At 56.9% G+C, this 23,856-nt stretch carries 15 protein-coding genes; 8 read left to right on the top strand and 7 right to left on the bottom strand.

The window, feature by feature from the left end:
* Positions 1-162: 162 nt before the first annotated feature.
* The 4 genes from AC1ME2_RS00395 to AC1ME2_RS00380 all read right to left on the bottom strand — a co-directional run bounded on the left by AC1ME2_RS00395 (position 163) and on the right by AC1ME2_RS00380 (position 7,024).
* Positions 163-1,557 carry an efflux transporter outer membrane subunit gene (locus tag AC1ME2_RS00395; protein WP_480438603.1) on the bottom strand — a complete coding sequence of 465 codons (1,395 nt, stop codon included), beginning with the start codon at positions 1,555-1,557 and terminating at the stop codon, positions 163-165.
* Entirely contained in the window at positions 1,554-4,733 is a 3,180-nt protein-coding gene (locus AC1ME2_RS00390) for an efflux RND transporter permease subunit (RefSeq protein ID WP_480438601.1), read from the bottom strand. Before AC1ME2_RS00390 ends, AC1ME2_RS00395 begins: the two co-directional genes overlap by 4 nt.
* A gap of 12 nt (positions 4,734-4,745) precedes the next feature.
* Complete coding sequence (gene mexE, locus AC1ME2_RS00385; protein ID WP_480438600.1) at positions 4,746-5,987, bottom strand: multidrug efflux RND transporter periplasmic adaptor subunit MexE; 1,242 nt, start codon at positions 5,985-5,987, stop codon at positions 4,746-4,748.
* A 119-nt stretch (positions 5,988-6,106) separates the two neighbouring features.
* The gene (locus tag AC1ME2_RS00380; RefSeq protein ID WP_480438599.1) at positions 6,107-7,024 is read right to left on the bottom strand and encodes a LysR family transcriptional regulator; all 918 of its coding nucleotides are present in this window, start codon (positions 7,022-7,024) and stop codon (positions 6,107-6,109) included.
* On the opposite strand from AC1ME2_RS00380, the gene AC1ME2_RS00375 reads away from it, so the two are divergent.
* From AC1ME2_RS00375 to pgm, 6 genes are all read left to right on the top strand, one after another.
* Entirely contained in the window at positions 7,023-7,166 is a 144-nt protein-coding gene (locus AC1ME2_RS00375) for a hypothetical protein (RefSeq protein WP_480438597.1), read from the top strand. The genes AC1ME2_RS00380 and AC1ME2_RS00375 overlap by 2 nt on opposite strands.
* Before the next feature lie 323 nt (positions 7,167-7,489).
* On the top strand, positions 7,490-8,512 hold the full coding sequence (locus AC1ME2_RS00370) for a zinc-dependent alcohol dehydrogenase family protein (protein ID WP_480438596.1): 1,023 nt from the start codon (positions 7,490-7,492) through the stop codon (positions 8,510-8,512).
* Between the two features lie 690 nt (positions 8,513-9,202).
* Positions 9,203-10,699: a hypothetical protein gene (locus AC1ME2_RS00365; protein WP_480438594.1), complete on the top strand. Its 1,497-nt coding sequence runs from the start codon at positions 9,203-9,205 to the stop codon at positions 10,697-10,699.
* Positions 10,700-10,804: 105 nt separating this feature from the next.
* Positions 10,805-12,211 carry an aminotransferase-like domain-containing protein gene (locus AC1ME2_RS00360; RefSeq protein ID WP_480438591.1) on the top strand — a complete coding sequence of 469 codons (1,407 nt, stop codon included), beginning with the start codon at positions 10,805-10,807 and terminating at the stop codon, positions 12,209-12,211.
* Between the two features lie 162 nt (positions 12,212-12,373).
* On the top strand, positions 12,374-14,614 hold the full coding sequence (locus AC1ME2_RS00355) for an ATP-dependent DNA helicase (protein WP_480442392.1): 2,241 nt from the start codon (positions 12,374-12,376) through the stop codon (positions 14,612-14,614).
* A gap of 146 nt (positions 14,615-14,760) precedes the next feature.
* A complete protein-coding gene (gene pgm / locus AC1ME2_RS00350; RefSeq protein WP_480438590.1) occupies positions 14,761-16,407 on the top strand; it encodes a phosphoglucomutase (alpha-D-glucose-1,6-bisphosphate-dependent) in 1,647 nt (548 codons plus the stop codon).
* A gap of 692 nt (positions 16,408-17,099) precedes the next feature.
* On the opposite strand, the gene AC1ME2_RS00345 is transcribed toward pgm, so the two are convergent.
* Positions 17,100-17,795 carry a pirin family protein gene (locus AC1ME2_RS00345; RefSeq protein WP_480438588.1) on the bottom strand — a complete coding sequence of 232 codons (696 nt, stop codon included), beginning with the start codon at positions 17,793-17,795 and terminating at the stop codon, positions 17,100-17,102.
* A 461-nt stretch (positions 17,796-18,256) separates the two neighbouring features.
* On the opposite strand from AC1ME2_RS00345, the gene AC1ME2_RS00340 reads away from it, so the two are divergent.
* A complete protein-coding gene (locus tag AC1ME2_RS00340; RefSeq protein ID WP_480442390.1) occupies positions 18,257-20,581 on the top strand; it encodes a UvrD-helicase domain-containing protein in 2,325 nt (774 codons plus the stop codon).
* Here AC1ME2_RS00340 and AC1ME2_RS00335 read toward each other — a convergent pair.
* On the bottom strand, positions 20,550-20,807 hold the full coding sequence (locus AC1ME2_RS00335; protein ID WP_480438586.1) for a DUF1652 domain-containing protein: 258 nt from the start codon (positions 20,805-20,807) through the stop codon (positions 20,550-20,552). The two genes, AC1ME2_RS00340 and AC1ME2_RS00335, sit on opposite strands and share 32 nt — an antisense overlap.
* A gap of 361 nt (positions 20,808-21,168) precedes the next feature.
* Here AC1ME2_RS00335 and AC1ME2_RS00330 point away from each other — a divergent pair, with 361 nt between their 5' ends.
* Positions 21,169-22,794 (top strand): methyl-accepting chemotaxis protein, encoded by a 1,626-nt coding sequence (locus tag AC1ME2_RS00330; protein ID WP_480438583.1) that lies wholly within the window; start codon positions 21,169-21,171, stop codon positions 22,792-22,794.
* Positions 22,795-22,865: 71 nt separating this feature from the next.
* Here the strand turns inward: AC1ME2_RS00330 and AC1ME2_RS00325 are convergent, their stop codons facing one another.
* Positions 22,866-23,855, bottom strand: a complete 990-nt coding sequence (locus tag AC1ME2_RS00325) for a 2-hydroxyacid dehydrogenase (RefSeq protein ID WP_480438581.1) — start codon at positions 23,853-23,855, stop codon at positions 22,866-22,868.
* Position 23,856: the final 1 nt, after the last annotated feature.

Raw genomic sequence — 23,856 nt, 5'->3', positions numbered from 1 at the left:
CATGACGGCTTTCAGCTTCACGGAGTGACTGGCAGCTGTCAAACGGCAATCGTCCCGACAGCGCCGATGACGTGTTTTTCAGGCGCCAAAAAAGCCCCGCGACTAGAGGAAGCGGGGCTTGAAGGTTAACGGTGAACGCCAGCCAATGGAGAGGTTAGGGCATCAGGCCTGTGGCTGCCAGCCACCCCCCAATGCTTTGTAAATGGCAACAATCCCACGGTACATATCGACCTCGGCCTGGGCCTGAGAATCTTCGGCCGCCAGCCGCTCCCGCTCGGCATCGAGCAGTATGAGGAAGTCCACTGTGCCCTCGCGGTACTGGATAGACGCCAAATTCGCAGCCGAGCGACTGGCTTCGCTTTGACGTAGCAACGAGATCAAGCGTTGCTGGCGTTTGCCATAATCGCTGAAGGCGTTTTCCGACTCTTCCAGGGCTAACAGCACCTGCTGTTCATAGTTGGCCAGGGCGCCGTCGGCTTGGGCATCGGCACCACGAATCCGCGCCCGCACGCTGCCCAAGTCAAACGCCGCCCAAGTAATGCTTGGGCCAAGCGACCAGGCTTGCGCTGCCGACGAGCCTAGTTGAGAGCCGCGCCCGGCGGTGAAACCCAGGAACCCACTGAGGCTGACCCGTGGGAACAGGTCCGCAGTCGCGACCCCTATGCGCGCGGTGGCAGCCGCTAATTGGCGCTCGGCGCTGCGCACGTCGGGACGATGGCGCAGCAGCTCAGTCGGATCACCAATCGGCAACGCTTTGGCAATGGCCGGTAATTTAGCCGGGCTCAGGTCGATGGTCAGCGCCTCTGGACGTTCGCCCAGCAGCGTGGCGATGCGATTGCGCTGGCGCACTTGCTCCGCTTGCAGTTGCGGCACAGTGGCTTCGACTGCGGCCAGTCGGGCATCGGCCCGCACCACGTCCAGCTCGTTACCGACGCCGGCTTCACGCAAATTCACCGTAACGGTGCGTGAATCCTGCTGGTTCTTCAGGTTGGCCCTGGCGATGCCTTCGCGCAGTTGCGCGCCGCGCAGCTGCCCGTAAGCATCGACCAGCTCTGCGGTCATGGTGACCTGAAGCTGATAAAGATTGGCTTCGGCTACATCCTGATCGGCGGTGCTGGCCTCCAGTTCGCGCTGGATACGACCGAACAGGTCTATTTCCCAGGCCATGTCCAGCCCGAGGTCATAACGCTCGGTGTTGACTCGCTGTGTGGTTTGACCGGGAATCTGCCCCTTGCCCAAGTCGCTGCTGGCGCGGCTGGTGATCACCGGCATTTCTTTGACGCTGGTCTCATCACGAATGGCTCGTGCAGCCTTCAAACGGGCGAAAGCCACGCGCAACTCACGGTTGCCGGTCAACGACTGAGCCACCAGTTGGTTGAGGATCGGATCATCGAACTGTTGCCACCACAGGGTTTCAACGTGGCTGCGGTCGTAGTTGCCTTGTGCTGCTGACTCGACCTTGGCCGGTGCGGTGTCGGGGGCTTTATAGTCCGGGCCAACAGCGCACGCCGAAAGGGCAAGCACCAGAAGGCTTGGGAGAAAGAGTTTCACGCTCATTGTTGCGCCTCCAGCGTCAGGGCCTTGTCAGCTTTGAGAGCCTGTTTGCGTCCCACATAGTTACGGATCAGCACGTAGAACACCGGTGTCAGTAGCAGGCCGAAGAACGTCACCCCGAGCATCCCGGAGAACACCGCCACGCCCATGGCATGACGCATTTCGGCACCGGCACCACTCGACAAGACCAGAGGCACAACACCCATGATGAAGGCGAAGGAGGTCATCAGAATCGGACGCAGACGCAGACGACAGGCTTCCAGTACTGCAGCCAACGGCGTCATGCCTTCGTCCTGCTTGTCCTTGGCGAACTCGACGATCAGGATCGCGTTCTTGCAGGCCAGGCCCACCAATACGATCAAGCCAATCTGGGTGAAGATGTTGTTGTCGCTACCGGCAATGATCACCCCGACGATGGCTGACAGCAGCGTCATGGGTACGATCAGGATCACCGCCAGGGGCAGGCTCCAGCTTTCATACAGCGCGGCCAACACCAGGAACGCCAGCAGCACACAGAGCGGGAAGACCAACAGTGCAGTGTTGCCGGACAAAATCTGCTGATAAGTCAGGTCGGTCCACTCGTAGGTCATGCCATTAGGCAACTCGTCCTTGAGCAGCTTTTCAACCGCGCTCTGCGCTTGCCCAGAGCTGTAGCCAGGCGCAGCTGCGCCGTTGATTTCAGCGGTGATGAAGCCGTTGTAGTGCATGACACGATCAGGCCCCGAGGTATCGCTGACCTTGATGAACGTCGCCAACGGGATCATCTCGCCCAGGTTGTTGCGCACTTTGAGTTGGCCAATCTGCTCAGCCTCCAGGCGGAACTGCTGTTCAGCCTGAACGTTGACTTGATAGGTACGGCCAAAACGGTTGAAGTCGTTGGCATACAGCGAGCCCAGGTAGATCTGCAGGGTGTCGAAGATGTCCGAGATCGCTACACCGTGAGTTTTGGCTTTTTCACGGTCGATAGCGGCATCGACCTGTGGCACGTTGACCGTGTAGCTGGTGAACAACCCGGCCAGTTCCGGCACGCTGTGGCTTTTGTTGATGATGTTCTGGGTTTCTTTGTACAGCTCTTCGTAACCCAGGTTGCCACGGTCTTCAATTTGCAGGCGGAAGCCACCGATGGTGCCGAGTCCTTGTACAGGCGGCGGCGGGAAGATCGCCATATAGGCTTCCTGGATAGCGCTGAACTTGCCGTTCAAGGCACCGGCAATCGCACCTGCGGACTCGCTCTTATCCTTACGCTCGTCGAATGGCTTCAAGGTCACGAAGACGATGCCGGCGTTAGGGCTGTTGGTGAAACCGTTGATCGACAGACCAGGGAAGGCCACGGCGCTTTCTACTCCCGGTTGTTTGAGCGCGATGTCAGACATGCGTTTGATCACATCTTCGGTCCGGTCCAGGCTTGATGCATCAGGCAGTTGAGCGAAGGCCACCAGGTATTGCTTGTCTTGCGCAGGGACGAAGCCGGTCGGCGTGTTGGCAAAACCGAACCAGGTCATCACGATCAAGCCCGCGTAGACAAACAGGGCGATGCCGCTGCCACGGATAACCCGGCCTACGGTACCTACATAGCCGTGACTGGCTTTTTCGAAGAAGCGGTTGAACGGACGAAACAACCAGCCACCAAACAATTTGTCGAGGAATCTGGAAAAAGCATCCTTCGGTGCATCGTGACTTCTCAGCAACACTGCCGACAGGGCAGGCGACAAGGTCAGGGAGTTGAACGCCGAGATCACTGTGGAGATCGCAATTGTCAGGGCGAACTGTTTATAGAACTGCCCGGTCAAGCCAGAGATGAATCCCGCCGGGACGAACACTGCACACAGCACCAGCGCGGTGGCAATGATCGGTCCGGTAACTTCGCGCATGGCCCGTTTGGTGGCCTCGACGGGGGTCAACCCTAGCCCAATGTTTCGCTCGACGTTCTCCACCACCACGATGGCGTCATCCACCACGATACCGATGGCCAGTACCAGGCCGAACAGTGACAGTGCGTTGAGCGAGAAACCGAACAGGTGCATAACGGCAAACGTACCGATCAGCGAAACCGGAACGGCCACCAGGGGGATGATCGAAGCGCGCCAGGTCTGCAGGAACAGGATCACCACCAAGACGACCAGGATCAGCGCTTCGAACAGCGTGTGAACCACTGCTTCGATGGAGCCGCGCACGAAAATCGTCGGGTCATAGACAATCGAGAAGTCCATGCCTTCAGGGAAACTCTTCTTCAGCTCGGCCATTTTGGCGCGAACTTCGTTGGAGATATCGATGGCATTGGAACCAGGGCGCTGGAAGATCGGAATCGCCACCGCAGGCTGGTTGTTCAACAGGGAACGCAATGCGTACTGGCTGGAGCCGAGCTCGATCCGGGCGATGTCCTTGAGGCGAGTGATTTCACCATTGGCGCCGGAACGAATGATGATGTTTTCGAACTCTTCCTCACTGACCAGGCGACCTTGAGTGTTCACCGACATCTGGAAACTGGTGGCACCTGGCGCAGGTGGCGAGCCTAAAGAGCCTGCAGCGACCTGACGGTTTTGTTCACGAATCGCATTCACGACGTCAGTCGCAGTCAGGTTGCGAGAAGCGACCTTGTTCGGATCGAGCCAAACCCGCAGCGAGTAGTCCCCCATACCGAACAACTGCACGTCACCGACACCGCCCAGACGCGCCAGCTCATCCTTGATATTGAGCAAGGCGTAGTTGGACAGGTAGAGCATGTCGTAGCGTTTGTCCGGTGAGGTCAAATGCACCACCATGGTCAGGTCGGGAGAGGCCTTGTCCACGGTGATACCAATACGCGTCACTTCTTCGGGCAGCTTGGGCTCGGTCCGGGTCACACGGTTTTGCACCTGCACCTGAGCGTTATCCAGGTCAGTGCCTAGCGCGAAGGTGATGGTCAGGGTGATTTTGCCGTCAGCCGTGGACTGCGAGGACATGTAGAGCATGTTCTCGACGCCGGTAATGGCCTGTTCAAGAGGTGCAGCCACGGTTTCACCGATGACCTTGGGGTTCGCGCCCGGGAAGTTCGCACGTACCACGACGGTGGGTGGCACGACTTCGGGGTACTCACTGATCGGCAGCTGGAACAGTGAGATGGCGCCAGCGATCAGGATCAGCAGCGATAACACCGCCGCAAAGATCGGTCGCGAAATAAAGAATTGAGAAAAATTCATTGGAGTTGTCCCTTAACCGCGTGGCGAAGCAGTGCTGGCAAGTTTGGCCGCAAGCTTGGGCTCGACGTGCTGCAGATTGCTGGCTTCGAGTGCCTGGCGTTGTTTTTGCAAAGCGGCGAGGGTGTCGGCGCTGGCCATCGGGGCTGTTTCAGGGTCGACCACTTGCCCCGGACGTACCCGTTGCAGGCCCTTGACCACGATGGCGTCGTCCTTGCTCAGGCCGGTACGCACGATGCGCAAACCTTCGAGTTTCGGACCGAGCTCCACGTTGCGGTATGCCGGCTTATTGTCGGCCCCCATGACCAACACGAATTTTTTGCCCAGGTCGGTGCCGACCGCTTCGTCATTGATCAGCACGGCAGAGTAAGTAGCGCTACCCACCAGCTTGAGACGTGCGTACAGGCCAGGGGTGAATTGGCCGTCGGTGTTGTCGAAGACCGCACGGCCACGGATGGTGCCGGTTTTCGGGTTGACCTGGTTGTCTACGAAATTCATTTGGCCCTGATGTGGATTGTCGCTTTCATTCGACAAACCGAGGTAGACCGGCGTGCTCTGGCCGCGTTGGCCTTTACGAGCCAATTCAGTGTATTTCAGATAAACCCGCTCATCGGCGTCGAAGTACGCATAAACCTTGTCGGTAGACACCACGCTGGTCAGCGGCGAGACATCCGCAGTAACAATGTTGCCAGCGGTGATCTCGGCACGGCTGACGCGGCCACTGATTGGCGACGTCACGCGGGTGAAGCTCAGGTTAAGTTTTGCCAGATCCAGTTGCGCCTGAATGGCATCAACGCCAGCTTTGGCTTCTTGGGCGGCACTGCTGCGCGAGTCGGCGAGCTCGGCGGAAATAGCATTGCTGGTCAACAGCCGTTGACCGCGCTGTGCTTCATTGCCGCTGCGCGTCGCGGTGGCGCGAGCTTGTTGCAGCTGGGCTTCGAGGCGACGAACTTCAGCCTGGAATGGACGAGGATCTATCTGGAATAACAGGTCGCCTTTTTTGACCAATGCGCCTTCGGTGAAAACGACCTGATCAATCTGACCAGAAACCCGAGGGCGGATCTCAACCGTTTCTGGCGCTTCCAGACGTCCTGTGAATTCATCCCATTCGTTGACGGGCTGTTCCAGCACCTTGGCCACGGTAACTTTTGCTGCTGCCGGGGCCACGGTCGCTGCAGGGCTGCGCCCGCAGGCGCTGATGACGACCACGGCCAGGACAGCCAAGGGGTAGCGCAAATGTTTGAATGACTGTGCCATGGGAAAAAATCCGCCAAATCGTTAAGTTGGCGGATTCTCTTCTGACGGGTTGTATTGCACGAATCGAATGAGCCGAAGGTAAATATCATTCGGAATGATATAAGACCGGCGATAAGGCTCTAGTTCAGGCTGTCCGGGTCACCAAAGAACATCTGTATTCGCGAACGCAGCCATCGTTCCCCTGGGTCATTGTCCTGAGAACCCCGCCAAGCCATGTGCAGCTCGAAGCTGCGCGTTTCAATCGGCACGTCTTCGGCGCGTACGCCGCCTGCAGCAGCCAGCACATCCGCCGCGTAGTCAGGGACAGTCGCCACGATGTCAGTGCCGGCCAAGAGCGAGGCCAGACCGTTGAACTGCGGGACTGCCAGCACGACATGACGTTTGCGCCCGATTTTCTCCAGATGCTCGTCGATGAAGCCGCTCAAATCGCCAGCGAACGATACCAACGCATGAGGACGCGAACAGAAGTCATCCAGACTGAGGGGGCCGGGCACCGTGTCGGCACGTAACAATTTCGCTTTGCTAAGGCGTAGCACTTTACGTTTGGCGTTGGCGGGCAGATCCGTGGTGTAGCTCACGCCAATTGAGATTTCGCCGGAGGTCAGCAGTCCAGGCATGAGGATGTAGTTGACCCGCCGTACCACTAGCACGATGCCTGGGGCTTCAGAACGCAGGCGCTTGAGCAAGGACGGTAACAGAGCAAACTCCACCTCGTCGGACAAGCCTATGCGAAACACGGCGGTGCTGGTCGCCGGGTCGAATTCCGAAGCACGGCTGACGGCGGTGGAAATCGAATCGAGTGCAGGGGAGAGCAGGGCGAAAATATCTACCGCGCGCGCTGTTGGCTCCATGCTGCGGCCAGTGCGCACAAATAAAGGGTCATCGAACAGGCCGCGCAGGCGTGAGAGCGCCGCACTGATGGCCGGTTGACCCAGAAACAGCTTTTCTGCAGCACGAGTGACGCTTCGCTCATGCATCAATGTTTCGAAGACGATAAGCAGGTTGAGGTCGACGCGACGCAGGTCATTGCGATTCATGAAAGATGATCTCGGGCCGTTTGTCGATGCGATGGTCCATGCCAGCACTGAGGCGTGCGGTCTGTCCATTCAAGCACCGCTGTTCGAATGGGAAATCGCGCTAGGAATAGTACGGGGAATCAGTAACGTTCTGCATCGGTAAATTCAACGTCAGTGCATTAATCATCGATATCCATGAGGGTCACGATAAAAAACGATTGTGGAACGCCGGGCGCTATTGGCGACCCAAGGAAAACGGCGCCGGCGCAGTCGAGGTGTGCGGGTGGGTTGCAATGTCGCGCTCAGGTGCGAACAATGCCGCCCGGAAAGGACGCGTATTCGCCCGCTATCTGCTAACGGATGTGCGGCGCAGAGGAGCAGCAGAATCGATGGCAAGCATGTCGACTATCAATAGCCACTGGTAGTGTTCCGGGTAAAGCCCGGATAGAGTTCATGCCATTAAAGGTCCATGAGGCGAGGTTTGAAATGTCCCGCACGATCCGTTTTCATCAGTTTGGTCCAGCCGAGGTCCTCAAGCTTGAGGAGCATCCTGCTGCGCAACCGGCACCCGGTGAGGTGCAAGTGCGCGTCGAAGCGATTGGTATCAGCTGGTATGACGTTCTCTGGCGGCAAAATCTGGCGCCATCGCACGCTCGGCTGCCTGCTGGCATTGGTCATGAAATGGCGGGGGTGGTGTCTGCTGTCGGTGAAGGCGTTCATGACCTGGCAGTCGGAGACAAGGTCGCCAGCTTTCCTGCGGTCAGCCCTAACGATTATCCAGTCTATGGCGAATCGATCGTGTTGCCACGCCTGGCCTTGACCCGCTATCCGGAGGTGCTGAGCCCGATCGAAGCCAGCGTGCATTACACGCCACTGCTGATGGCGTACTTTGCTTATGTCGATCTGGCACATATCAAGCCAGGGCAGACCGCGCTGGTGACGGATGCCAGTCACTGTGCAGGTCCTGCGTTCGTGCAGTTGGGCAAAGCCTTGGGCGTGAAGGTCATCGCTGCGACCAAATCCGCTGAACAGCGCGATTACCTGCTGTCCCTGGGCGCTGATAAAGTCATCGTCACTGAGGAGCAGGACCTGTTGATGTCCATCAACAAATACACCAGTAACCACGGTGTTGATGTGGTCCTCGATGGTTTGGGTGGTCCGCAGATGTCGATTCTCGGCGACGTTCTGGCACCGCGCGGCCGCCTTGTGCTTTATGGCTTGCAAGGGGGTAATCAGACTCCGTTTCCGGCGTGCGCCGCGTTCCAGAAAAACATACAGTTCTTCGTGCATTGCCTGGGTAATTTCACCGGCAAGCCGGAGCTGGGCATCACTCAGGACGAAGCAGCGGTACAACGTGCGCTGCGTGATATAAACCAGATGACGGCTGATCGGGTCTTGTTGCCACAGATGACCCGGGTATTCCCCTTCGCCGAAGTCGTTCAGGCTCACCGCTATATGGACGGTTGTCCAATCGGCGGTCGGGCCGTATTGAAAGTCGAGCCTGTTTAAACACAAACGTTTAGTGTTAGTCACTTCGGCGCCACTGTTAAGGCGCCGGCCAAAAGCGGGCTTCCGCGCGACAGTTATTATACGTTCGACTCGATTAACTTGGCGCGACAGCGTAGGACAATGTTTACTACGAACGCGTGCAGTTTATAGCTGTTTAAATGCTGAGCTCCCCCCCCCCCCCCCCCCCCCCCCCCCCCCCCCCCCCCGCAAGGTGTAACTCTTATTTATAATACGGGCGCGATAAGTGGCCTTTCCTGATGCGCGCAGGGATACAACATTCAGAGCGTATCAAGCCTGATTCCGGCCATCCATCACCGCCCTGAGCGGCGCGGGTTACGTGGGTCTCAGCGCCTGCCTCCCCTTGCTTTCGTACGATCATAAGCTTTGTCATTTCGTATGAAGTCATGGTTATAAGACTGCAATTTTAAACGTGCATGTTTATTGCTTAGCCCCTCTTGTCATCCTTTGAATTGCGCTGCTTTTTACCGTCGATCTGTGTCTTGTAATTAATCAAAAGATACTGATAATACATCGGTAATTATTGCTCAAGGAATGAGTCATGGTAGAACAACACTATTTTTCCAGCTCTTCATCGACTAACAAACCTCAGGTTGACATCATGATTGGCGGGGGCGTCAGTTCCCTCAGTTATATCGGCTATGTGACCCTTCATTTTTCAGGTGTCGCGTTATGAGTTCGATTCATGAGCAGGCAATGAACTATGTGTACCAGCAGGTATTGCAGCGGTTGCTCAGTTACTTCACCCGCGCTGAGCGGACGGCGTTGCAACTGCTGATCCAGCGTCTGATCGTAGCGGCGGGTGGCATCGAGCGTATCGGAAGCTTCAAAGTGATGATTGCTTTCAGCGGAGGTAAAGACAGCGCCTATACCGTTGCGTTCCTGCGGGCTGCGCAGTTGAGTATCGCTGGCAGGTCACCCGCGACCTTCAATCTGCGAATCGCCACCATGCGTCACGCTGGCATAACGTCGGAAGTGATGGGCAATATACATCGCAGCTATTCGGCGTTGTTTCTCTATGACGACCCGCGCGTCGAAGTATTGATGGTCGACCAACAGCAGATTCGTCCCTTTCGTTATGACTTGCCGTTTTCCACGGTGGGGCGCGAGCACAATCGTTCTGACATGTTATTGACTGGCCACATGACCGCGGGCGATGCCCGTTCGACCTTCTGCAATAGCTGTTATTTGGGGTTGGCCGATTTTTTTGGGCTTGCTGCGTGCTGGGGCACTGGAATCGACGCGGTGGTCAGCGGCGATTCGCGCAAGGAGCAAAAGCAATATGCGACGTGGATCATGCGCCTGGCCCAAAAATTAGAGGTCCCTGCATCAGACTTGCGCAATCAGAGCTTCAATGGCGTGCTCAAGACCCTGAACAGTATCGGTCACGTTTATTATCGCGAGCTCTATGAAGAGGGCGAAGAACCTGTTGGTCGCACCCTTGCGTACCCCAACAAATCCATCGTCCCTGCGTTCATCACTATTTTCGATCTGGTCAGTTGCACAGCTGATGCCCATTGGCCCTTGCTGACCGAGTTCCTGGGGTTCCAGTTCGATGATCTTGCGTTCAGCTTCAGCGAGTCTGATTGCGCCAACCCCATGTTGATGGCGCACATGCGTGGCTTACAGGCCCACTATGTTCGCGGTGGTAGCTACCAGGAAGGAATCACCGAGTATCTGGAGCTGGCAAAAGGGTTGATGCACAAGAAAAAAATGCCCGAACGATTGATCGAACGAGCCATGGCTGCCTACGACGGCAGCGAAAACATCGAGAGGCGTCGCGTACTTTCATCGGCGTACGCACAGGAAGCATTTGGTCTGAACGACACGCAGTTGGTGTGCCTGTTGTTCGCCCCATTCGTGGATTCGGGCCGTAGCCTGGAAGCGTTCCTGCGCCGTTGCCATCCTGGGATGCTGGTCGCACTGCCTGATCTGCACAAGGCATTAATGGGGCTGCAAGTCCCAGAACAAGTCATGCAATGGTTGATCGATATCAGTGGGTTGAACAAAGTCGGGCTGCAAAACCTTTACCGCAAAAAAAGGGTGAATTTCGACGATCAGACATCACTGATCGCCAAGGTTCGCGCCAGCGACCCGGACAAGCATCGCATCATGACCATCGACCCAATGACGGGCCAGCCCATGGCCGAAATAGTGTCTGGGCGCTAAGCGTGATCCTTCTGCTCATAGCTGCTGCCAGAGATTGAGCGGCAGTTGCTATGGGCTCGCGCATATTCCCTGGGTCGGCGTTCACGCATGGATGGGTTACAGCTTATGAAAGACAGCACCTCCAGCTTTGCTTATCAGGCAGTGTATCGCTACCTCAACCGGCTGATCGGCGAGGTACACAGCGGGTACACAACCAAGCTACCGTCATTGCGGGACTTGGCCAGGCGCTTGAAGGTATCCATATCAACCGTTCAGTACGCCTATTGCTTGTTGGAAAAAGAGGGCCGAGTCCGCTCCGTTCCCAAATCAGGCTACTTCGCATTGCCCTGTCTGACGTCATGCCCCAGTGGACAACTGGCCTGCAATGATGAAGATCTGGTTGAAAAGCTCTACGCCAATGCCCACCGCCCGGGCATGTTCGTACTCAGCAATGATGAGCCGACGATACTGTTGTCGCTTGAGAACCGATTGTTGATGCTCGAACGCGAATTGATTCGTCACTACCCACGCCAGCCAAATCTACAGTTCCAGCCCTTCGGTGAACTCGAGTTACGCACGGTATTGGCCGCGCGCTACACCACGTGTGCACAGCATTGCTGGCATCCAGACAACGTCTATGTCGGGGCGGATCTGCGTGGGGTGCTGAAAATAGTCCTTGATGCACTTGGGCTTCGGGGCGGTACGGTGCTGGTGGAATCGCCTTGCTCCTGGACGATATTGCGCTTGCTGCAATCGTTCGATATCCGCGTGATCGAGATGCCGCTAGACAATGACGGTTGCGTGGATCTGCCTTGGCTCGAGCAAATACTGTTTCAGGAGGACATCGGCCTGGCAGTCCTGGCGTCAGTCGTTAGCTCGACGCAAGGCAGCCTGATGCAATTGGATAACCGCAAGCGGCTGGCGGATCGACTGAACCTTGGCGGCACCTGGGTGCTGGAAAATGACACCCATGGCGAGCTGTGTTTCGAGCAACCGGCGAGCCGATTGCGGGACTGGATCGACCCGGAACGCTTGTTGGTGTTTTCCGCCTTCGACAAGATCATCGGCCCTGAAGCGCCTTATGGGTATCTGCTGTGCAAGCATTTCAGTGCCGAGTTGCAACGACATTTTCTGGTGCGCTCCTTCTGCCTGCCGCCCATTCGCCAGAAAGCCATTGCGCGCCTTTACAGCTCAGGACGCATTGATCAACACATTACCGGGCTGCGCCGCCTTTTGAAGGATCGCATGCTCACCCTGGCCGGTATGCTGCAGCAGCGTGCGGGGGCAAGCCTGCGTTTCAACCTGCCCGGAGGCGGCGCTGCAATCTGGGCCGAATGCGTGCGGCCGGTGGACATGCGCCGGGTGTTCGACCGGCTGCTCAAAAAACGGATATTTATCGCGCCTGGCGAGATATTCAGCCTGCAAGGCCTGCATCAGCAAAACCTGCGGATCAGCTTCGCCTTTGATTGGAATCAGGATATTGGCACGGCGCTGGACACGCTGGATGACGTGTTACGCCAAGAGCGGCTGTAATCCTATAGCCGTCGGGCGGGCCACTGATCCAATTGTGTTTGCCAGAGTTGGGCCATAGCTGGTATCTGTACGCCCATCCAGTACCGGCGCTAAAACGGCTTGGCCTCTCCAGTGACCCTCGATCCTGTCCATGATTCTCTCCATGATGATCCAAGCTACGGGGTGGCCGTGCGCGCCCTGTGCGAGTTCACGGCCAAGGTGGGCGACCTCGACTTGCGGTTTACGCCATCGCCCACAGCACTGGAAGGCATGGCCGGTCACCGTACGGTGGTTGCCCGTCGCGGTGAGGCTTATCAAGCTGAAGTGGCACTCAGTGGTGATTATCTACGACTGAAGGTCCGGGGCAGGGCGGACGGTTACGATCCGCTGCTCAATCAACTTGAAGAAGTAAAAACCTACCGAGGTGACTTGAGCGCCATGCCGGCGAACCACCGGCAACTGCACTGGGCGCAAGCAAAAATCTATGGCTGGCTACTCTGCCAGCAGATGAAGCTGGGTGACGTCACGCTGGCGTTGGTCTATTTCAATATCGTCAGCGAGCAGGAAACCCTGTTTCGCGAACGCTATACGGCGACCACGCTCCAAGGGTTCTTCAACGAGCAATGCGCGATTTTCCTGCAATGGGCCCAGCAGGAAATGACCCATACTCACGCCCGCAACAAAGCCTTGAACGCGCTGCAGTTCCCGCATGCGGGCTTTCGTACCGGCCAACGGGTGTTGGCGGAGTCGGTCTACAAAGCGGTCAGCACGGGCTGTTGTCTGATGGCCCAGGCACCCACTGGCATCGGCAAGACGGTAGGTACCTTGTTTCCGATGCTCAAGGCGGCCCCCGGGCAAAAACTCGACAAAGTGTTCTTCCTGACGGCCAAGACCCCAGGGCGCAAGCTGGCATTGGACGCCTTGAGCGTCATTCGCCACAGCGCGCCAACTCTGACGCTGCGTGTGCTGGAAATGGTGGCCCGGGAAAAAGCCTGTGAATACCCGGACAAGGCGTGCAACGGCGATTCCTGTCCTCTGGCCAAGGGCTTCTATGATCGATTGCCGGCAGCACGCAGCGCCGCAATGGACAATCCATGGTTCGATCAAGCCGGCGTGCGTGAAGTCGCCCGTCAGCACCAGGTTTGCCCGTATTACTTGAGTCAGGAGCTGGCGCGCTGGGCAGACGTGGTGGTCGCAGACTACAACTATTATTTCGATCTCAGCGCCTTGCTGTTCGGCCTCAGTCAGCTCAACCAGTGGCGCGTGGCCGTGTTGGTGGACGAGGCGCACAACATGGTCGAGCGCACGCGACAGATGTACAGCGCCAGCCTTGATCAACAAAGCATGAACGCTATTCGCAACGCTGCACCTGAGGTGCTGAAGAAATCCCTGCAACGGCTCAATCGAGAGTGGAATGCGTTGCACAAGGATCAGACGCTGGGTTATCAGGCCTATCCCGTTACCCCCGCCCGGTTTCTGCAAAGTCTGAGCCTATGTGTGGCCGCTATAGGCGACTACTTCAATGAGCATCCCCACGCCGTCGATGGCGCCTTGCAGAGCTTTTATTTCGACGCGATCCAGTTTGCGCGGATAGCCGAGTTGTTTGATGAGCATTTTGTGTTCGATATCAGCAAGCGCGAACGGGATGGCAAACGCAGCCTGTCGTGTCTTAGCCTGCGCAACGTAGTGCCAGCAGGCTTCATTCGCCCGCGTCTCACGGCGGCGCGCAGCACTGTGCTGTTTTCCGCGACCTTGAATCCTCGCCGTTACTACGCTGACCTGCTCGGTCTGCCAGGCAATACCGCGTGGGTTGATGTTGAGTCGCCGTTCTCCCGGGAACAGCTGGACGTGCGTATCGTCAGTCAGATATCCACCCGATTCACCCATCGACAGGCGTCACTGGCGCCCATCGTCGAGTTGATGACCGAGCAATTTCAGGCGCGGCCGGGCAATTACCTGGCCTTCTTCAGCAGCTTCGACTATCTGCAACAGGTTGCTGAGCTGATGTACAAACGGCATCCGCAGATCCGGCTGTGGCAGCAATCGCGCGGCATGCCTGAAAGCGAGCGGCAGGCGTTCCTCGATCAATTCACCTTGAGCAGCCAGGGCATCGGATTTGCGGTGCTGGGCGGGGCTTTTGGCGAAGGCATTGACCTGCCGGGCGCGCGATTGATCGGTGCATTCATCGCCACGCTGGGTTTGGCCCAGATGAACCCGGTGAATGAACAACTCAAACAGCGAATGGCCACGCTGTTCGGTGCTGGATACGACTACACCTATCTATATCCCGGTCTGCAAAAAGTTGTACAAGCCGCTGGCCGGGTGATTCGTGGTCAAGACGATCGTGGGGTGGTGATGCTGATCGATGACCGTTTCGCCGAGCGCAAGGTACAAAACCTGCTACCCACCTGGTGGCAGCTTTAAAACGTTCAAGGCCTTACGGATAGATAGCATCGCGTCGCGGTCCAACTGCCAGTAAACTGCCGCCTCATGGCGCCCCTGCCTCTGTCGGGGGTGTTACACACAGAACCTGTTCCTTTTTTGTTTTCTTCCATCCATGGAGGTTTCGTATGAGTCTCAGTCCATTTGCCGGCAAACCAGCGCCAGCAGAACTCTTGGTCGATCTTCCGCGACTGGTGACGGCCTATTACACCGGCCAACCTGACGCATCGGTTTCCACCCAGCGCGTTGCGTTTGGCACGTCTGGCCACCGCGGCAGTTCTTTTGAACTGAGCTTCAACGAATGGCATGTTCTGGCCATCAGTCAGGCTATCTGCCTGTACCGTCAAATCAACGGCATCGATGGTCCGCTGTTCCTTGGCGCCGATACCCATGCCTTGTCGACGCCGGCCAGTGTCACCGCACTGGAAGTGTTGGCGGCCAACGGCGTGCAGGTCATGATCGCCGAAAATGACGAATACACACCGACTCCGGCGATTTCCCACGCCATTATTTGCTACAACCGTGGCCGTACTTCAGGGCTGGCTGACGGTATCGTCATCACCCCATCGCACAACCCGCCGGAAAGTGGCGGCTTTAAATACAACCCGCCCAATGGTGGTCCGGCAGATACCCACATCACCAAATGGATCGAGGCCAAGGCCAACGAACTGTTGGCCGAAAAGGTGCTGGGCGTCACTCGCATGAGCTACGAAAAAGCTCTGCGTGCAGACACCACTCACCGCCACGACTACCTCAACACCTATGTCGCTGACCTGAAAAACGTCATCGACATGGACGCTATCCGTGATTCCAACCTGCGGCTGGGCGTGGACCCGCTGGGCGGAGCAGGGGTGCACTACTGGTCGGCGATCGGCGAGCACTACGGTCTGAACCTGGAAGTGGTCAATCAGCAAGTCGATCCAACGTTCCGCTTCATGTGCGTGGATTGGGATGGTCGCATTCGCATGGACCCGTCCTCGAATTTCGCCATGCAGGGCCTGATTGGCCTTAAGGATCGTTTCCAAGTCGCGTTCGCATGCGACCCGGATCACGACCGCCATGGCATCGTCACGCCGACGGGTGGGTTGCTGGCACCCAACAACTATCTGGCAGTGTCCATCGACTACCTGTTCCAGAACCGTCCCGACTGGCGCGCTGACGCCGCCATTGGTAAAACCGTGGTCAGCAGCGGCATGATCGACCGCGTGGCCAAACGCCTGGGCCGACGTCTGTATGAAGTGCCCGTGGGTTTCAAGTGGTTCGCCGACGGCTTGTTCGATGGCTCCTTGGGGTTTGGCGGTGAAGAAAGTGCCGGCGCCTCATTCCTGCGTCGGGATGGCAGCGTCTGGACCACCGACAAGGACGGCCTGATCCCTGCCTTGCTCGCCGCTGAGATCACCGCCCGTAAAGGTCGTGACCCCAGCGAAATCTATCAAGCCCTGACCCAGGAATTGGGCGAGCCGTTCTCTACCCGCGTGGAAGCCAAAGCCAACCCTGAGCAAAAAGCACTGCTGAGCAAATTGTCGCCCGACCAAGTGAAATCCACTGAATTGGCGGGTGAAACGATCCAGAGCATTCTCAGCCATGCGCCGGGCAACGATCAGGCCATTGGTGGCTTGAAGGTCATGACCGAGAACGGCTGGTTCGCAGCACGCCCTTCGGGCACTGAAGACATTTACAAGATCTACGCTGAGAGCTTTATCGGTGAAGACCACCTCAAGCGTCTGGTGGCAGAAGCGCAAGTGTTGGTAGACGCGGCCATCGCACCGCGCTGATGCATGGCCTGCTTCCACAGGTAACTGTGGGAGCAGGCTTGCCTGCGAAGAGGCCATTGAGTTCAACCCACCTGTGTCTGACCTACCGCCTTCGCAGCGGGACGCGTAGTTGCAAGCCTGCTCTCACCCAACTGTTTTTTAATTATTTAAAAACAATGATTTGGCGCATAGCTTCGTGTGAATATCCGGCATGTATGGTCGCTGGACTTATGGTTTCGCTCTTACAGCGAGGAACCTTTTTCAAACGTCGGGACGCCGAACCGCAAAAAGGTCCCGCCAAAACGCTTGCCCCACCATACGGATCCTCGCTAAAGCTCAGATTTCCCTCGCTCCGGCGTTGCTCCGGGGGTCGCCGCAAGGGGCCATCCCTGGCCCCGTGCGGCTAACTCGGCGTCCTGCCTCGTTACCCCCTGCGCTCGGCCTTCTGGAAAAGGGGCCTTGCCGTAATTCGGCAGTCAATTCACTCAAAAACCAAAGGTAAATCAAGATCCCCGTGGGAGTGAATTTATTCACGAAGGCGTCTTATCTGGCACGCCATCACTGATCACGACACACACAAATCGCAACCCGGTTTTCTGCGCGACAGCGCAGCGTCGAAGACGCGGGCGAGGCCTCCCAAAGGGATAGGCGACCCACCGCGCAAAAAAAAGGGACGGCATTTGCCGTCCCTTTTTTGTTACCGCTGTATTAGATCAGGCCACGTCCACCAGGATAACTTCGCTGTCCTCAATGGCCGTAACGCGCAGCACGCGCTCATCCTCAACAGCAACGCCATCACGCGCCGATGCACGTAAACCGTTGACCTCAATGACCCCGGTGGCCGGAACCAGATAGGCGCGGCGACCCGCGTCCAAACGGTACTCCGCAGTTTCACCCGCCTTCAGATTGGCCGCTACCAGACGTGCATTGGTGCGGATTCGCAGGCTTTGGTCATCGTCGGCCTTGCCGCTGGCAAGGGTGATAAAGCCTTCGCGCTGGCCTTTCGGGAAAGGTTTGGCACCCCAGGAAGGCGCAGAACCAGTCTCATCAGGCACAATCCAGATCTGAAAGATCTTGGTCTCGGTCGACTCCATGTTGTATTCACTGTGGGCGATACCGGTCCCGGCGCTCATGACTTGAACATCACCCGCCTCAGTGCGACCTTTGTTACCCAGATTATCTTCGTGGGTGATTGCGCCTTCACGAACGTACGTGATGATTTCCATGTCTCGGTGAGGGTGCTTCGGAAAACCGGTCCCTGATGCGATCACGTCATCGTTCCATACCCGCAATTGACCCCAGTTCATCCGTTTAGGGTCGTAATACTCAGCGAACGAGAAGTGATGATGAGCGTTCAGCCAGCCATGGTTTGCGCCGCCCAACGTGTCAAAGGGTCTTAATTCGAGCATGATTGTGGCCTCCAAAGCAGAACCGGGCTGTTCGCATCAGTACTGCTGAACGATAGATCAATGGGTGATGGCGAGCATCATCTATCAATTATTCATCGAAAATAAGCGGAAAAATCGCACCAAAACAATCTATTTATTAGATAAATAAAATCCCTGCTTCATTGGCTTTTATTTCGATTGCACCTGCAGTTGATCGGCTAACGCGCTGATGGCAAAGCATTTCACTAGAACTCACCAGCGAATCCGGCCACCATAGGTGCTTCTTCGCTCACAAGCTGACACCTGGAGCCTGCGTGCCGCATAAACTGCCTGCCGATCTGTCATCGCCGGAACAATTACCCTTTCTCAAACGCCTGCTGGCACGCCTCATTGGCCGCGGTCTGACGGGCTTGCGCTCGCAGCACGTGCCGTCCTGGTTACAAGGGCATGCCGATGGCTACCTCATTGGTCACGCTGAAGGCATGAACGAAGGTTACGCAGAAGGTCGGCTCGACGCGGCAGAGGACAGTCAGCAGGTGTTGCTGATTCGTGACACCCGCCCCACCGAGCACCGTGGCCCGCGCATCGACGATCATCTGTTCGATGACTGGCGCCTGGCGCTCACTGCAGACCTTAAAAAGCGTATCAAAGCCGATGTCGCTTTGAAACTGCCCAGCCACGCCCAGCCCAGCGCCGCACAATGGAAGATGATTTTCAGTGACACGCCCTCTACTTATGTCATCGCCGGAGCCGGTGCGGGTAAGTCCACATCGCTGGTGCTGCGTATTCTGCTGCTGAGCCATTACCTTGGTTTTGAACTCAGTTCCATGACGGTGGTGACGTTCACGCGCGAGTCGCGCAAGGACTTCATTAACAAGCTCATCCAGATCATGGCGCTATGGGGCCATAGCCTGAGCCTCAAAGAAGGCCGCGACCTGGTGCGCACCTTTCATTCGCGCATCCTGCCGCTGGTACGCAGCCTGCCGGGTTTCAGCCAGTTACGTGCCTTCGAGAACCTGAGCAATCAAGCAGCAGTGGGTGGGGTGGAAGACGGCGCAGACAGCAATCCGTTCGATTTGCGAATCAACGACGCGCAACGTCAGCAACTGAATCTCTGCTATCGCGATCTGTATGCGAGTAACGAGCGGTTTCGCGAGGTCATGGCGCCGTTGTATCGCCATGCGTTGCAGCTCAAAGAGCTGGACCGCGATCATCCCGACGTGCAAAAACGCATGACTGTGACCGAGTTGTCGGCCAAGCGCGATGAAGAGCTGTGCGACACCCTGGAGGACCTGTGGTTTCGTGCCAAAGCATGGCCTATAAAGGGCATTGAGCCCATGCGGCAAACCGTTGAAATCAATGGTTTTCCCTTTCATTTTCATGGCTACATTGCCGAGCTGGATGCCTGGGTTGTACTGGGTTTCGATCCCTCGGAAAACCAACAGATGAAGCGTTCAGCGGCCAAGTTGCCGATCTGGGCCGAATGGGTGATCAAGCGCACCCTGTTTCAAGCTTTCTGTCGCAAGCCTGTGATTTGGCTGGAGAACTATGAAGCCGCGAAACGGGTTTTACAGTCATTGGCAGGGTCAGCGGTCGCAGGCCCAGGTTTCGATTACAAGGTGAAGGGCGAGCTGAGCGCCGCGCCTGTGCTGGATGGTTTCGTTACGGCTGCCAGCTTCATCGAAAACCTGGGGCTGGACGTTCCTGCCGCCGTCGCGCAGATGAGTTTCGCCGACAACGACCCTGACCGCTTTTTCTTTGAAGCCTTGAGTCTGTTCTGGAAAGCCTTCGAAACGCACCTGCTCGCTCAGACCCCACCGGTGATGACGTACAACAGGATGTTTGCGCTGTTTGGGGAGACTTCACCGGAGAACCTCAAGCTCGTCAGCGATGAACTGCTCAGGCCGCTGTCGCACCTGATGATCGACGAATTCCAGGACGTTTCTCCGCAAATCGTCTCCTGGATTCGCGCCAGTCTGCGGGAGATTCGCAGCCGTGGCCCATCAATGCACGTCGGGCGTAACGCGCAGCGATCTTCCTTGTTGTGTGTCGGTGATGATTGGCAGTCCATCTATGGGTGGCGCGGTAGCTCACCGAAATACTTCATGGAGTTCACCAAAGAGTTCTCATCGCCGTCCACCACCAAGGTGATGCTCAGCGACAACTTCCGTAGCCATCAGCACATCATTGATGCGGCCGAGCATATCGTCCGCGCCGCGCCGTCGATTGCGGGCAAGAAGGCCAAAGCTGCCGGGGCTGTTCAAGAACTGCTGCCGGTCACCGTGCAGGATCGCGACGATGATGAGTTGACCGAGCGCTTGATTCAGCACTACAACGATGGTGATTCCATCCTGTTGCTGTATCGCAAGAGCAGTGAAAAAGCCAGATTTTCCGAGCAGTTACAGGTGTTGGTTAATTACGATTCTGGACTGCCACCCGAGTCCAGACGCTTCAAGCAACTGACCTATCACAGCTCCAAAGGCTTGCAAGCCGACGCAGTGTTTCTGCTTGGGGATTGCCAGCACTTGACCCAGTCTCCCTATAAAAACCAAGTGTATCGCATGGCCGGGTTGGGCAAGGAGGGTGATGCAGCCCCGTTCGACACTGCACAAAAAGACGAAATCCTGCGCCTGGCTTATGTGGCTATCACCCGGGCGGTGCGTCACTGTTATTGGTACATCGACAACAATGGCAACGAAAACGCGACGATTCCCAAGGCATCCGACCGGATCGCAGGAGACAAGCCATTTTTCGAAGATAGACGCGGGCGAGGTGTTACAAAAAGCCCAACACACGCGGTGGAATGAACGACTCCAGCTCAGCCTCGATCGCCTCGATGATTCGCTCGACATCTGTCGCATTCATTACCGTCGCGCAAGGGATACCGGCGATAGCGATGACCGTTTCACCACTGGCTCGATCGAACAGACGGGCAATCATACTGCAGGGTGCGTCCATGCTGGCTTCGAAACCAACGGGGTGAAAGTGCCAGCGCATCAGCTGGCAAGCGTTGGGGAACGTGACTTTACTCATGCGGCCACCTTATTCAATTGAGCGCTAGCATCAGCTCCAATGGGAAGGGGACGGATCAGTTGCATTGACCCTTCGAGGCATTAAAAGTAGCACCCAGTCGCGATCAGCAGGAACGACTTTCTGCCCACCTGACAAAACTTTTACGTTTCCTTGATGTAGGTCACGTCTCTTATTTTTGTGGTTAGCTTCGTATGGGGACGTATTTCATGATCCCTAAATATATTTCGCATCAGGACAAGTAAAACCTGAAGTTTTGCCGATATAGGTATTAAGTACGTAAACCTGGCAACGGGGGTACGCATTCACCACACTGCCCGATTACATGAACGTTTGCAGTTCCCTACCTGATGAGAGCCATTCCATGTCGCTAAGAAACATGAATATTGCGCCGCGCGCCTTTCTCGGTTTTGCATTTATCGCCTTGCTGGTTGTTGGCTTGGGTATCTTTGCCCTGAATCGTATGTCCATCATCCGCCAGGCTGCCACCGAGGTGGACGCCCACATGCTTCCAAGCGTCGGCTTTCTAGGCGACGTGACCGAGAATGTCCTGCGTTTGCGTATTCTTTCTTTCCGCGTGATGGTCAACCGTGAACCGGCAGAACTGGAGGAAAGCGATAGGCGCATCCGGGAACTGCTTGGCAAGGTACAACAGGCAAGAGCCAGCTATGCTGCGTTGCCGGCAACCACAGAAGAAGCGCAGGTCTATAAAACATTCAGTGCCACATTTGAAAGTTACCTGAGCGCTCAAACCCAGATGCTTGAGCTGTCACGCCAAAATAAAGTCGAAGACATGCGTAACGTGATCAACTCGCGCATGAAGCCCGATTCAGACCGAATGGGCGATCAACTCAGGCAACTGGTTGCCATTAACAAAAAGGGCGCAGCTGACGCGTCAAAAATTGCCGGGGATCAATATGAAAACGCCAATATAATGATCATTGGCGTGGCAGCAAGTGCTGTATTGCTCACGGTTCTACTCGCCTGGCTGCTTATTCGCAGTATTGTCACGCCACTGGCCCTTGCGCTACGTGCCGCGCAAGACATCTCGGGCGGCGATCTGACCAAACTCATCCAGGTCGATGGCAAAGACGAACCGGCACGTCTGCTCGAAGCACTCGCGGTCATGCGGCAGAACCTGCGCAAAACTATCGAGCAGATCTCCGGCTCGGCTACACAGTTGGCTTACGCAGCGGAAGAGCTGAGTGTGGCCACCGAAGTAGCGTCCAGCGGTCTGCAAAAGCAGAACAATGAAATCGAACAGGCGGCCACCGCAGTCAACGAAATGACCGCTGCAGTGGAAGAGGTCGCGCGTAACGCAGTGTCCACTTCCGAAGAGTCGCAACAATCCAACCAGGCCGCGCGTGAGGGGCGTGATCGGGTGGTCGAGACTGTTTCGGCCATTCAGGCCATGACTAAGGACGTGCAAACCACGTCGACGCTGGTCGAAGGCCTGGCGGTGCAAGGTCGTGATATTGGCAAAGTGCTGGACGTTATTCGCTCCATCGCCGAACAGACCAACTTGTTGGCCTTGAACGCGGCGATCGAAGCAGCACGTGCTGGCGAGGCTGGCAGAGGGTTTGCTGTGGTCGCAGATGAAGTGCGCGCGTTAGCTCATCGCACCGCGCAGTCGACACAAGAGATCGAGCAAATGGTCGCGGGCATTCAAAACGGTACCGGTGAAGCGGTGCAGTCGATGCAGTTGAGCACCAACCGCACACAAACCACCCTGGAATTGGCTCGATCGGCAGGCGTGGCGCTGGAACAGATCACGGCGGCTATTTCAAAAATCAACGAGCGCAATCTCGTCATTGCCAGCGCGTCTGAAGAGCAGGCCCAGGTATCTCGCGAGGTGGATCGTAATCTGGTGAACATCCGCGACCTGTCCACCCAATCCGCTGCCGGCGCCAATCAGACCAGCGTTGCCAGTCATGAATTGTCACGCCTGGCGGTAGACCTGAGCGCGATGGTGGCGCGGTTTGTGATTTAAGCACCAGGCGGTGTGTCAGGCATTTCACACAGCCTGTGTGTGCGAATTTATTCGCGAATGGACCAAAGCGGTCAACCTGACACCCGCACCCCCCACGCCTTGGGATTCACCAGATTCACCGGTCGCTCTCCCGCCAACGCACTCAGCAGGTTATCGACGGCGCATTGCGCCATGGCTTCGCGGGTTTCGTGGGTTGCCGAACCCATGTGCGGGGTGGCGACCACGTTGTTCAGGTGCAGCAACGGCGAGTTATGGGCCAGCGGCTCGCGCTCGAACACATCCAGCCCCGCGGCGCGGATCTGGTGCTTTTGCAAGGCGTCAATCAGGGCCGACTCATCGACCACCTTGCCTCGCGAAATGTTGATGAAAATACTCTGCGGACGCATCAACGCGAACTGCCTGGCACCGATCAAACCTTGGGTTTCGGCGGTCAGCGGTAAGGTCAGGCAGATGAAGTCAGCTTCCTGCAACAGTGCCTCAAGGCTTCGATAACCCGCATTGAAACGCGCCTCCACGGCGGGCTTGGGCGAGTGGCTGTGATACAGCACGGGCATGCCAAACCCAAAATGCCCGCGTTGTGCCAGCGCTTCACCAATCCGGCCCATGCCGATAATACCCAGGGTTTTGCCATGCACATCGTTGCCAAAATGCAGCGGGCCGAGGCTGCTCTTCCACTGCCCGGCGCGGACCATATTGGCCAACTCGACCACCCGCCGTGCGGTGGCAAGGATCAACGCAAAACCGGTGTCGGCCGTGGTTTCGGTCAGTACGTCGGGGGTGTTGCTCAATAGAATGCCGCGCCGATCAAGGTAGTCCAGATCATAGTTATCGACGCCCACCGAGACGCTCGACACCGCCTCAAGGTGCGGCGCCAGATCCAGCAACGGCGCATCCAGTTTTAGGCTGGCCCCGAGCAAACCATGGGCGTGGGGCAGGGCGGCACGCAAGCGCGCCAGGCCATCGCGGTTCGGTTCGTCGATCAACGTGACATCCGTATGCTGTTGCAAGCGGCTCATCAACGTTGGCGATAGCTTTTTATACAAAACGACTTGTTTTTTCATT

It is taken from the genome of Pseudomonas sp. ASL9 (assembly GCF_056680335.1).
The sequence above is the reverse complement of the archived record's forward strand: the minus strand, read 5'-3'. Positions and strand labels throughout refer to the sequence as shown.

Coding starts and splice junctions, on each gene's coding strand:
- AC1ME2_RS00395 (WP_480438603.1), bottom strand. CDS start 1,557: ATGAGCGTGAAACTCTTTCTCCCAAGCCTTCTGGTGCTTGCCCTTTCG.
- AC1ME2_RS00390 (WP_480438601.1), bottom strand. CDS start 4,733: ATGAATTTTTCTCAATTCTTTATTTCGCGACCGATCTTTGCGGCGGTG.
- mexE (WP_480438600.1), bottom strand. CDS start 5,987: ATGGCACAGTCATTCAAACATTTGCGCTACCCCTTGGCTGTCCTGGCC.
- AC1ME2_RS00375 (WP_480438597.1), top strand. CDS start 7,023: ATGAAAGATGATCTCGGGCCGTTTGTCGATGCGATGGTCCATGCCAGC.
- AC1ME2_RS00380 (WP_480438599.1), bottom strand. CDS start 7,024: ATGAATCGCAATGACCTGCGTCGCGTCGACCTCAACCTGCTTATCGTC.
- AC1ME2_RS00370 (WP_480438596.1), top strand. CDS start 7,490: ATGTCCCGCACGATCCGTTTTCATCAGTTTGGTCCAGCCGAGGTCCTC.
- AC1ME2_RS00365 (WP_480438594.1), top strand. CDS start 9,203: ATGAGTTCGATTCATGAGCAGGCAATGAACTATGTGTACCAGCAGGTA.
- AC1ME2_RS00360 (WP_480438591.1), top strand. CDS start 10,805: ATGAAAGACAGCACCTCCAGCTTTGCTTATCAGGCAGTGTATCGCTAC.
- pgm (WP_480438590.1), top strand. CDS start 14,761: ATGAGTCTCAGTCCATTTGCCGGCAAACCAGCGCCAGCAGAACTCTTG.
- AC1ME2_RS00345 (WP_480438588.1), bottom strand. CDS start 17,795: ATGCTCGAATTAAGACCCTTTGACACGTTGGGCGGCGCAAACCATGGC.
- AC1ME2_RS00340 (WP_480442390.1), top strand. CDS start 18,257: ATGAACGAAGGTTACGCAGAAGGTCGGCTCGACGCGGCAGAGGACAGT.
- AC1ME2_RS00335 (WP_480438586.1), bottom strand. CDS start 20,807: ATGAGTAAAGTCACGTTCCCCAACGCTTGCCAGCTGATGCGCTGGCAC.
- AC1ME2_RS00330 (WP_480438583.1), top strand. CDS start 21,169: ATGTCGCTAAGAAACATGAATATTGCGCCGCGCGCCTTTCTCGGTTTT.
- AC1ME2_RS00325 (WP_480438581.1), bottom strand. CDS start 23,855: ATGAAAAAACAAGTCGTTTTGTATAAAAAGCTATCGCCAACGTTGATG.